13 protein-coding genes, 1 pseudogene and 1 other annotated feature are annotated in these 11,110 nt (G+C 37.1%); of the genes and pseudogenes, 7 read left to right on the forward strand and 7 right to left on the reverse strand.

Annotated elements, in window-relative coordinates; all coding sequences use genetic code 11:
* Positions 1–178 precede the first annotated feature (178 nt).
* The 5 genes from BN358_RS14205 (at position 179) to BN358_RS14225 (ending at position 4,348) form a co-directional block, all read left to right on the forward strand.
* Complete coding sequence (locus BN358_RS14205; RefSeq protein WP_019229311.1) at positions 179–649, forward strand: VanZ family protein; 471 nt, start codon at positions 179–181, stop codon at positions 647–649.
* A gap of 153 nt (positions 650–802) precedes the next feature.
* Entirely contained in the window at positions 803–1,870 is a 1,068-nt protein-coding gene (locus tag BN358_RS14210) for a GGDEF domain-containing protein (RefSeq protein ID WP_157593540.1), read from the forward strand.
* A 49-nt stretch (positions 1,871–1,919) separates the two neighbouring features.
* On the forward strand, positions 1,920–3,284 hold the full coding sequence (locus tag BN358_RS14215) for an amidohydrolase (protein ID WP_019229313.1): 1,365 nt from the start codon (positions 1,920–1,922) through the stop codon (positions 3,282–3,284).
* A gap of 256 nt (positions 3,285–3,540) precedes the next feature.
* Positions 3,541–3,666, forward strand: a complete 126-nt coding sequence (locus tag BN358_RS27935) for a hypothetical protein (RefSeq protein WP_019229314.1) — start codon at positions 3,541–3,543, stop codon at positions 3,664–3,666.
* Position 3,667: 1 nt separating this feature from the next.
* Entirely contained in the window at positions 3,668–4,348 is a 681-nt protein-coding gene (locus BN358_RS14225) for a nucleoside recognition domain-containing protein (protein ID WP_019229315.1), read from the forward strand.
* Positions 4,349–4,367: 19 nt separating this feature from the next.
* On the opposite strand, the gene BN358_RS14230 is transcribed toward BN358_RS14225, so the two are convergent.
* Complete coding sequence (locus BN358_RS14230; RefSeq protein ID WP_198018507.1) at positions 4,368–4,736, reverse strand: metal-dependent transcriptional regulator; 369 nt, start codon at positions 4,734–4,736, stop codon at positions 4,368–4,370.
* Positions 4,737–4,909: 173 nt separating this feature from the next.
* On the opposite strand from BN358_RS14230, the gene BN358_RS14235 reads away from it, so the two are divergent.
* On the forward strand, positions 4,910–5,350 hold the full coding sequence (locus tag BN358_RS14235) for a universal stress protein (RefSeq protein ID WP_019229317.1): 441 nt from the start codon (positions 4,910–4,912) through the stop codon (positions 5,348–5,350).
* A gap of 42 nt (positions 5,351–5,392) precedes the next feature.
* Here BN358_RS14235 and BN358_RS14240 read toward each other — a convergent pair whose 3' ends face one another.
* Positions 5,393–6,478 (reverse strand): pyridoxal-phosphate dependent enzyme, encoded by a 1,086-nt coding sequence (locus tag BN358_RS14240; RefSeq protein WP_019229318.1) that lies wholly within the window; start codon positions 6,476–6,478, stop codon positions 5,393–5,395.
* Between the two features lie 91 nt (positions 6,479–6,569).
* On the opposite strand from BN358_RS14240, the gene BN358_RS14245 reads away from it, so the two are divergent.
* Positions 6,570–7,487 (forward strand): NAD(P)H-hydrate dehydratase, encoded by a 918-nt coding sequence (locus BN358_RS14245; protein ID WP_019229319.1) that lies wholly within the window; start codon positions 6,570–6,572, stop codon positions 7,485–7,487.
* A gap of 13 nt (positions 7,488–7,500) precedes the next feature.
* On the opposite strand, the gene ilvN is transcribed toward BN358_RS14245, so the two are convergent.
* The 5 genes and pseudogenes from ilvN to BN358_RS27945 all read right to left on the reverse strand — a co-directional run bounded on the left by ilvN (position 7,501) and on the right by BN358_RS27945 (position 11,002).
* On the reverse strand, positions 7,501–7,986 hold the full coding sequence (ilvN, locus tag BN358_RS14250) for an acetolactate synthase small subunit (RefSeq protein ID WP_019229320.1): 486 nt from the start codon (positions 7,984–7,986) through the stop codon (positions 7,501–7,503).
* Positions 7,983–9,626: a biosynthetic-type acetolactate synthase large subunit gene (gene ilvB, locus BN358_RS14255; RefSeq protein WP_019229321.1), complete on the reverse strand. Its 1,644-nt coding sequence runs from the start codon at positions 9,624–9,626 to the stop codon at positions 7,983–7,985. The genes ilvN and ilvB overlap by 4 nt, the downstream gene beginning before the upstream one ends.
* A gap of 46 nt (positions 9,627–9,672) precedes the next feature.
* Positions 9,673–9,877 (reverse strand) — a binding site (T-box leader).
* A gap of 150 nt (positions 9,878–10,027) precedes the next feature.
* A complete protein-coding gene (locus BN358_RS14260; protein WP_019229322.1) occupies positions 10,028–10,219 on the reverse strand; it encodes a twin-arginine translocase TatA/TatE family subunit in 192 nt (63 codons plus the stop codon).
* Between the two features lie 93 nt (positions 10,220–10,312).
* Positions 10,313–10,708 (reverse strand): annotated as a pseudogene (locus BN358_RS27940) (C-GCAxxG-C-C family (seleno)protein); the annotation flags it as partial.
* A 27-nt stretch (positions 10,709–10,735) separates the two neighbouring features.
* Positions 10,736–11,002 (reverse strand): hypothetical protein, encoded by a 267-nt coding sequence (locus BN358_RS27945; protein ID WP_019229324.1) that lies wholly within the window; start codon positions 11,000–11,002, stop codon positions 10,736–10,738.
* Positions 11,003–11,110 lie beyond the last annotated feature (108 nt).

Consider the following 11,110-nt stretch of genomic DNA (forward strand, 5'->3'; position numbering starts at 1 on the left):
TAAAAGAATTTCATTTTATTCCTCCTCAATATTATATGTCATTATACGCAAGCTGCTCTGGTTGGTTATTAATGGTTATATAAAGAAATAATAAATTAAGAAATAATATATTGATTAAGACATAAAATAATGATATTGTTAGTAAGATTAAAAACTATTAATTATTAAGGAATACAATATGAATAACAAATTAAGGATAACGCCTTGGCTGCCTGCTGCAGTATGGATGCTGGTAATATTTTTTCTTTCAGCTCAGCCTGCTTTTGCTTCAAACAGCCTGAGCAGAGGTGTGACTAAAATTATTGTTGAAACTATTGGAAAAGTAATTCCTTTAGATATTGAAATGAGTACGTTAAACGACATTGTTTCTCAGCTGAATCATTTTGTGAGAAAATTTGCACATTTTTCAGCATATGCTGTCCTTGGAGTACTGGTTTCATATGCTTTAGCCAAAAATAAAATCCAAGGCAAAAGAGCATTTGCTTTATCACTGGCAATCTGCATAATTTATGCTGTAAGCGATGAACTACACCAGCTACTTGTGCCAGGCAGGGGATGCCAACTGAAAGATGTGATTATTGACACTTCAGGAGCATTATCAGGAACAACAATTTACAAGGCAGTAAATATATTAAGAGCTAGACATTAACATAAGCTTCAAAGGGTATGGGGAAATGCAAAAACAGGTATTTGTAAGAGCAAATATTGTTTTTTGCATTCTTGTTTTTTTAGGATATTACAAGGAGAACCATATGAAGAGTTGCAATAACATAGAAAAAAAATTATAATAATATGCTTGGCTTTGCTTACATTTGTTGATGTGTCTGCAGAAGCTCTGAAGCATGGACAGAATGAAGTTGCTGTATCACTGCCTATGATTTTTAAAATATTTGAATCCAAAGGTTCTGCAATTTCTTTAATTGTATTTGTTTTTGCATTGATATTTGTTTTTTATTTGATGAAAACAAATTCAGAGCTTAAAATCAGGAACAGCCGCTATTCAATGCTTGCTGAAATTTCAAACGAATATTTCTTTGAGTATGATGTTAAAAAAGATATTTTGATACTATCAGATAAAATTGCTTTACTCATTGGAACTGAAAGAAAGATTAAAGGATATGGAAACAGCCTTAAAAACCATCTTGTTGATGTAATTCATGAAAATTCTTTTGAAACTTTGGAATTGAAAAAAATGATGAAGGAAAATGATAAATCATATGAAATTGAAATTCCATTTCTTGATGGAAGGAAAGGTTATTTCAAGGTTATAAATACAAGACTATATGGAAAAAATCATAAGATTGAATATGTGGTAGGAAAGCTTGTGGACATAAGTGAAGAAGTTGCTGAAAAAAATGATCTGATCAGGAAAGCACAAATTGACGGGATGACAGGTTTGTACAATCCGACTTCAACCAGAGAGAAAATCATAACTATGATTTCAAAGAGACAGTCAGGCACTGTTGATGCATTCATACTTATTGATGTGGACTTCTTCAAGGAAATAAATGACAACTATGGACACTATACAGGAGACCAGGTTTTGCTGAGACTTTCCGAAACAATTAGAAAAACATTCCGGAAAACAGATGTGGCAGGCAGGTTTGGAGGCGATGAGTTTTGTATTTACATGCAGAATATACCTTCTGAAAAATTCGTCAAATCCAGATGCAGGCAGCTTAATGAAGAAATCAGCAGTTCTGTGGATGGTATGAACATATCATTAAGTATAGGCATATCCCTTGTAGATGAAAAAAAATCATTCGATGACATATACAAGGAAGCAGACCATGCATTGTATGAGGCGAAAAGAAATGGTAAAAACCAGTATGCCGTCTTTGAAGATACCACAAAGGATAAAAATGACTAGGAGTTGTGGTTTAGTGAAGAATGGGGAAGACTAACATAAAGGAGAAAATATGAGCAGGATAATATTGAAAGATGCCTACATAATAACAATGAATAAATTTAGGCAGGTTTATGATAAAGGAAGTATAGTTGTAGAAAATGATAAAATAATCAAAGTAGGAGAGCTTATAGATTCTGACTTAACAGATGCTGCAGAGATAATTGATCTTAAAGGAAAAATTGTAATGCCAGGATTAATAAACACTCATGTCCATATGTCACAGCAGCTTGGAAGAGGACTAGCCGATGATGTGGATTTATTGACATGGCTCAGAGAAAGAATCTGGCCGTACGAAAGCAGCATGACAGAAGAAGAGCAATACATTTCAGCACTTGCATGCTGTGTTGAAATGATTAAATCAGGTGTTACATCATTTGCAGAATCAGGGGGCTTCCATGTGGACGGACTTGGAAGGGCAGTTGATGAAGCAGGATTGAGATGTGCCCTTGCCCGTTCAACAATGGATTCCGGCGAAGGCCTTCCGCTGTTATGGAGAGAAAGCACTGACTACACATTGAACAAACAGGAAGAAGCTTTTAAAAAATGGAACAACAAGGGAAACGGACGAATTAAGTACTGGTTTGCAATAAGGACCATATTCAATGCCACTGATGAACTTCTTTTAAGGACGAAAGAGTTGGCTGACAGACATGGCACAGGAATTCACATGCACATAGCTGAAATACCTGGAGAAATAGATTATGTTAAGGAAAGAACAGGAGGGTATTCAACTGTTGAGCACTTATCAAGAATAGGCTTCCTGGACAAAAACATACTTGGTGCCCACACAGTGTGGCTCACTGACAAGGAAGTTGATTTGTTCAGGCTGCACAACGTGAAATCATCTCACAACCCAGCTGCTGCCATGAGAGTTCTTGGTTTTGCCAAGGTTCCTGAAATGCTTAAAAAGGGAGTGGTTGTATCCATAGGAACTGACGGAGCGCCATGCAACAACAGAATGGACATGGTTGATGAAATGTATCTGACTGCTCTCATTCACAAAGGAAGAACTCTTAGTCCCAAAACAACTCCTGCAGAAACAATAATTGAAATGGCAACCATAAACGGTGCAAAGACAATATTGAGGGAAGAGGAAACAGGAAGCCTCGAAGTTGGGAAAAAAGCGGATTTGATTGTTATAGACCCTAGGAGCATTGGAAACATGCCTCAGCATGATCCTGTGTCAAGTATTGTATATTCAATGCACTCAACAAATATTGAATCAACTATGTGTGACGGCAAGTGGCTCATGAAAAACAGAAAAGTTGAGGTTGTTTCGGAAGAAGATATATTGGACAAAGCAGAAGAAATGGCCGAAAAAATAAGAAGAAGAGCAGGAATTGTAATACCTGATCGTTTCCCGACCATAAGATAATCAAAAGAACTCGAAGAGTTTAGACTATTGACAAACTCAGACGCTGTCATCCTGAACGATAGTGAAGGATCTCATTTTTATTGAAAACATGAGATTCTTCGGGCTACACCCTCAGAATGACAACGTCTAAAGTTACTTTGTCATAAACCTGAACTCTATGAGTTTTTTTATTTTAAAAAACTGTTGACAAAGAGAGTTAGCGGTGGTAAACTCGTAACAGTTAGCAATGACTAACAACTATAAGGGAGTGATTTTAATGCCTTTAACAATGGCCAAGGCTGGAGAAAATTTGTTAATAAAAAAAATACTGGGCAGGGATGAAACGAAAAAATTTTTGGAAACTTTGGGTTTTGTAATTGGAGGATTTCTACAAGTTGCCTAGAATGAAAGGCGTTGCAATTCACATGTGGGAAAAGGCAAAATCTTTTGTTATAAGAGCAGGAACTGTCATATTTCTTTCGTGCACAGTGCTGTGGGTTCTTCAGAATTTCAGTGCAACATTTGAATATCTAGGTGCCGAGAGAGTTGATGAGAGCATGCTGGCAGCCATAGGCGGGTCTATAAAATGGATATTTGTACCTCTTGGCTTTGGAGATTCATGGGCAGCAAGCGTTGCTTCAATTACAGGACTTATTGCAAAAGAAGTTGTTGTAGCAACATTTGCATCGGTTGGAAGTGTTATTCCAATTGAATTTACACAAGTTACTGCTTTTGCATTCATGGTGTTCACTCTTCTTGCAGCACCTTGCTTTGCTGCAATAGGAGCAATAAGAAATGAGATGGGCAACTGGAAATGGACTTTGATTGCCATAGGATATCAGACCGGATTGGCCTATGTACTTTCCTTCCTTGTAAACACAGTTGGAAGTTTTATACTAAGAGGTACATCTGCAACAGAAAGAAAAGTTCTTGATATATCAACCATGGAAGAAGCAGCTGAAGGTGCCGTTGTAAATGGTGATATTGTACTAATAATTTTTGCAGCATTCCTTCTTGTTGCCATTGGATTTATGATATACAACAAATTCAGTCTATTCGGAAAAAAGACTGAAGCAAGGGCATAAATAAAAATAAACTCCTGCGTTATTTCGCAGGAGTTTTTATATATTCTTTCATTTTTTGAAAAGTTTCCTCGCTTACTATGTGCTCAATTCTGCAGGATTCTTTTTCGGCAGTTTCTCTTGATATTCCAAGAGATGCAATCATAAATTCTGCAATGACATTGTGACGTTCATAAATTCTTTCGGCAGTTTCTCTGCCAAGGTCAGTAAGAAGGATATGGCCGTTTTTATCCACTGTTATGTAGTTCGAATTTTTTAAAATGCTCACAGCACGGCTTATGCTTGGTTTTGTGTAGTTTAACTCATTGGCTATATCTATTGATCTCACATAACCGTTCTTATTGTGAAGCATGAGTATGGTTTCTAAGTAATCTTCTCCGGATTCGTGTATCATGACATCCTCCCAAAATAGTTTAACTTATTATAACATATGTTGCAGATATTTTCAAGGAGTCCTGATTTGTTACTTAACAACATAATTTTTCATGAATATGTTTACAATTGAAAAATGTAGGTATATATATAATACAATTAAAAATGATTTTAAAAAAGGGAGGTACCTATATGAAAAAAATTCTTGTTCCAATTGACGGTTCTGCTGCATCACAGAAAGCGGCAGAGAAGGGTGTGGAATTGGCAAAATTGTTCAACAGTGAACTTACATTTATTCATGTTATATATATTCCTGACACTGTAGGCCATACGAAGTACGGTATTTACATGGAATATGACTTCAAAGAAATGAAAGAAAAAATGACTGCTACAGGTACAAAATTCTTGGATTCCTTCCTTGAAGGACTTGATTTGAACGGAGTGGCAGTCGAGAAATTGATTGTTACAGGACAACCCTACGAAGAAATTCTTGCAGCTGCAGAAGACGGAAAATTTGATTTGATTGTAATGGGCAGAAGAGGATTCTCAAAGGTTAAAAGATTCTTTGTTGGTTCGGTTACACAAAGGGTAATTTCTGATTCTCCTTGCCCGGTATTTGTAGTACTTGAATAAAATTAAGAAGCACGTATGTGCTTCTTTTATTTTAGTATGAAATTACTTTTCGCTTTTAAGTCCGGCACCGCAAAGAGGTATAAGTGAATCTCCTTCAAGGAGGTGTTTTGAAATATATTCTGCGTATGCTGCATAAGTTGCCGCAGTAGTGTGTTCCGCAAAAAATCCTCCCAAAGCAAGTTCACTTCTTGCAGGAAGTATTTTTTCCTCAGGGGCAAGAATTATTTCCTGAACTCCTGGATAAGTGCTGTTTAGTATTTCATTTCCACGCATGGGCTTTCCAACTGCAATACCTTCAGCATATGTGTTATGGGGTACTATTTCAAGAGGAGTGTCCGTTGCATTGAAAAGAGGAGCGCATTTCTCGCTTTGAACTATAAAAATTTTCGGAAATTTCTTAATTAACCCTGCTTCATACAGCTCCATCAAGGCAAGGCGGCATCCAATTAGTAGGGTTCCGTTTCCTACAGGTATGAACAAATTGTCTGGAATTTTTCCAAGCTGTTCATAAACTTCATAGATGTATGTCTTTGTTCCCTGATAAAACATGGGGTTGTACACATGGTTGGCATAGTAGATATTTTCTTCAGCTGCTTTTTTTCTGCACGCATCTGCAGTTTCATCTCTTGTACCGTCAAATACAGTCACGGTTGCTCCATGGGATTCTATCATTTTGATTTTTTTGGGAGATGTGCCTTTAGGAACAAATATTTCACATTCAATTCCTGCTCGGGCACAATAGGCTGCAACAGAGTTTCCGGCATTTCCGCTGCTGTCCTGTACAACCTTTTTAACTCCAATGGTTTTCAAAAGCCATACAAGAACGGCTGCTCCTCTGTCTTTAAAGGAAAGAGTTGGCATTGCATAATCAAGCTTCACGTACAAATTTTCACTGTAGTGTATTGTTGAAGTCATTCCTTCTCCAAGAGTAATCTGTTTCCACAAATCATTATATAAAGGCATGAAAGCTCTGTACCTAAAAATACTGAACTCTTTTGTATCTATTAAATTCATGGAAAATTTCGGCGGAGAAAACTCCAGTTCATAAAGACCGCCGCAGCTGCACTTAAAGGACAATGTGCTTAAGGGTGCTGTAGTTTTGCATGAAGAACACTTGAATTGTGCCATGTAATCCTCCTGTTTAATTTGATTTTGTTTATATTTTAAGATATAATAATTAAAAGAAAATGTCAACAAACACATAGGTAGAGGATGAGCAATGGACAAATTCATTTTAGGAATTGAGGATTTTGTTGAACCAATACAATTGAAGAACAATGACGCAAAATTAATTACAATTCATGATGTAAGAGAAATTATAACTAAGAGGAAGAGAGATTCCCACAAAGGAACATACGGAAAAGCTGCTTTTGTATCAGGTTCAAAAGGAATGGCAGGAGCAGCAGTTCTTAACCTTAACGCTGCATTAAGGAGCGGATCAGGGCTGGTTAAAGGGTTTATTCCTGCTTCAATTTACAATGTTGTTGAAACAATGTCTCTTGAAGCCATCACACATCCCTTCAATGAAGAAAGATTGTATTTTGACGAATTCAGCAGGGAAGTTCTTTCATTTGCAGATGTGGTGTCTACAGGTTCAGGATGTACTAATTTGTTCAATTATGAAAAAATTTTGAACAGTCTTCTGGATGAATGTTTAAATCCACTGGTACTTGATGCTGAAGGCATAAATTTATTAAATCTTGAAAAATTAAAAAATCATCGCCAGGAAATTGTATTAACCCCTCATTACGGAGAAATGGCGAGGCTGTTAAATAAGAGTGTTGCAGAAATTAGAGGAAATATAATTGAAACAGCAAGAAGTTTTTCTTTATTTTACAATGCATACCTTGTACTTAAGGGAGCAAGGAGTTTATTATCATGTCCAGATGGCAGCATTTTTATAAACACCACAGGCAATCCGGGAATGGCAACTGCAGGAAGCGGAGATGTGTTGACCGGTATCATAACATCATTTATTGCTCAACAAATAGATATTAAACATGCTCTTATGGCCGCTGTATTCATTCACGGTCTTGCAGGAGACATTGCTGCTAAAAATGTTGGTGAATATTCGCTTATTGCAGGGGACATAATCAAGTACCTGCCGGAAGCATTCAAGGAAATCTCAGTATTCTGAAATTTCCTTTTTTTTATCTTCTTTCAAGTGCAGTAGGGCCTGTTCTTGTCATTTCCACAATTCCAAATGGTTTAAGAAGTTCTAGAAAAGCATTGTTTTTGTCTTCGTCTCCTGTTATTGAAACAATTAAATTTTTATGCTGCACATCAATTATGTTTGCTTTGAAAATATTCACTATCTGCACTAATTCAGACCTTTTTTGCCCTTCAGAATTCACTTTTATCATCATAAGCTCACGCTGTACGGAGGACTCAGATGAAAGTATTGAAATTTTAATAACATTGATAAGCTTATGAAGCTGTTTAGTTATTTGTTCTATTACATAGGAGTCACCGGTTACGGTTACTGTAATCCTTGAGATTTTAGGATCCTGTGTTTCTGCTACATTAAGGCTGTCAATATTGTATCCTCTTCTGGTAAAAAGTCCGGCTACCTTGCTAAGAGTTCCTGAATAGTTTTCAACAAGTATTGACAACAATATTTTTTTGTTTTCGCTCATGACCTTCCTCCTAAACGCGGAACTGAAGAAATTTCAGGATCTACAATGCATTCAAGCACAAATGGGTCATTGTTCTTGAACATTTCCTTAATTGCTTCGTCAATTTCTCCATTGTCTGAAATTTTCATTGATTTGATGCAGTAGGCAGCTGCAATTTTCATAAAATCAGGATTGAACCCGAACTCTATACCGAAGTATGATTGCTTCCCGTAGGAATTTTTTTGAAGTTCCCTTACCATGCCAAGTTTTCCATTGTTAAAAATAATGAATTTAACACCAACGTTGTGTTCTCTGGCAACAGCAATGTCGCTCATGAGCATTTGAAAGCCCCCGTCTCCCATGGAAGCAATTACGAATTCTTCATTTAATGCCATTTTTGCACCTATGGCTGCAGGAAGACTATATCCCATTGTGCCCAGACCTCCGGAAGTAAAGAATCTCTTGTTTAAACCTGCTGAAAAGCTGTGGGCTGCCCATATTTGATTAAGACCTACATCAGCAACCCATGTTCCTTTTTCTCCAAGAAAGTCAGAAATTTTCTTGATTAACAGTCTTGGATTCATGGTAGTATCATGGGAGTAAATTTTCTCCATGTAGTCTTTGCGCATGTGTTGTGAAGCACTTAACCATTCAGCAATGTTTAAGCAGTAATGGCATTCTAATAAATCAGTCAGTATGTCCTTTGCATTTCCTACAATGGGGACAGCTGTTTCAAAATTTTTTCCTATTTCCGCCGGGTCAATATCAATGTGAATAATATTACGGTTAAAGGACTTCTTCATCATTGATGTGGACCTGTCTGCAAAACGTGCTCCAATAACTATCAGCAAATCAGAATCATTCATCATCCTGTTTGCAAAAGGATAGCCGTGAGATCCTATGAGTCCTGCAAAATAAGGGCTTGTGTTAGAAAAAGAGTCTACTCCCATAAGGGTGCACACTACCGGAATTCCTGTTTTTTCAACAAACATGTTAAGTTCATTAAAAGCCTGGGCAGACCTGATGCCTCCGCCTATACAAATTACCGGCCGTTGGGATTTGTTGATCAGTTCAACAGCTTTTTTGATTTGTTTTGCGTTGCCGCTAAGTGTAGGTTTGTATCCTCTTATGTTAACTGTTTCAGGGTAAGAAAAGTCAATTGCAGTCTCTTGAATATCACGGGGAATGTCTATGAGTACAGGGCCCTTTCTTCCGGTGGAAGCAATATAAAAAGCTTCTTTCAGTATTCGCGGAAGTTCACTTGCATGTTTTACAAGATAGCTGTTTTTTGTGAAACATTGAGTTGCTCCGATGATGTCAGCTTCCTGAAACATGTCTCTTCCGATAGTTGATGAGTTTACCTGACCTGTTATAACAACAAGAGGTATTGAATCCATATAAGCCGTTGCAATTCCTGTGATTAAATTGGTGGCACCTGGACCTGAAGTAGCAATACATACTCCAACTTTGCATAGAGCTCGTCCGTAGCCGCTTGCCATATGTGCTGCTGATTGCTCCTGTCTTACAAGTATGTGTTTGACGGCAGAATTACGAAGGGCTTCATAAAGGGGGAGGACTGCTCCGCCGGGATATCCGAATACCAAGTCTACGTTTTCTGCTTCAAAACATTTTACGATTACTTCTGATGCTTTCATTTTCATACGCTTACCTCTTTCTTTTTTTGTAAACAAAAAGCGGGAATTCTCACATAAGGACGAGAATTCCCGCGGTACCACCAAATTTCCATAAAGGCTCTTATTATTATAACGGAATAACCGTTTAATCCTACTGCTACTTCAGATTAAATGCTCCAAAGCTACCTTCAATACAAATTTAACTGTGAAACCTTTCAGCCGGCGAATTTCACTCTCTGTGAGCATTTGTACTTACTCCTCTTTTTCATGGCATGTTTTTAAATTTATCCTATATTATTAGAATCCATATGATTTGTCAAGAGTTAATTTATAAAATAATTTCCACATGTTTATAAAAAATAAAAACCTCAATTTTTCAACTGAGGATTTTATCAATTATATTAATTCAAATAAGTACATATATTGGCTTATATATCTTTATTTTCATCATCTTTCTTAGTATCAGCTGTTGCATTATCTGAAACCTTATTAGCGTGAGCTTTAAATTGTCCCAATGCTTCTCCTAAAGATTTTCCAACTTCAGGAAGCTTGGAAGGACCAAATATTATAAGCGCAATAGCTAATATTAATATAAGCTCTGTTGCTCCAATTCTACCCATAGAGTACCTCCTACTTTATATATGTACATTGTAAATCATTTGTCAATTTTAATCAAGTATTATTAATAAAACGAGGATTGCTCCTCGTTTTTATTAAGCAAATTTTGCATTTAAAAGCTCTACCATTTTTCCTGTAACGTCAGCAGCAACGCCTGCACAACGAGATTTTCTTTCAGGATCACCCATTGCATATCCGGATTTTGCCATGAAGTTTCCTACAGAGTCTGCACACAATATTGAACCTGCTACAGTTGTTGGCAAATTAAGATTTTCTGGCTGATACATTGGAAGTTCAGCTTCTTTGTACCAGTTTTCCAATTCTCCTAATATTGCTTTTGCTGTATCAGCATCACATACTGAACCAATACATGCTGCAGCACATCCCAGTGAACCACATAAAGATGCCTGAGTAAAACCTGCTCCATAGTTTGTAAACATTTGTGATGGGTATTGATTGAATGGATATCCAACCTGTTCAGCTAATGTACCGAAGAACCCTTCGGCTACGCCGCTACCTCAGCCACCTTTTTCTTTATAGCCTGCATAAGCTTTTTCCTGTGCTGTTGCTACGTCGATTTTCTCATATTTAAATGGCCATGCTGGAGCCTGTGATGTATCTACTGCCGCTGCAACAGCTGCTGGTGCTGGTGCTGGTGCTTCGGCTTCCTTAGTTGAACATCCTGTTAAAACTCCTGCAAGAGATCCTGTTACTGCAACGCCTGCTACAGTAAGGCCCATTCCCTTAAGAAAATCCTTCCTTGAAATTTGTTTGTTTTCTGTCATATTATTTCTCCCGATATAATTATAATATGTAAGACAATGTTTGTCTTCATTAATAGTTTAGCATCGAGTGTATGAAAGTTCAAGATATATTTTTGGGTGAACGCATTC

This window comes from Sedimentibacter sp. B4 (assembly GCF_000309315.1).
Lineage (GTDB): Bacteria > Bacillota > Clostridia > Tissierellales > Sedimentibacteraceae > Sedimentibacter > Sedimentibacter saalensis.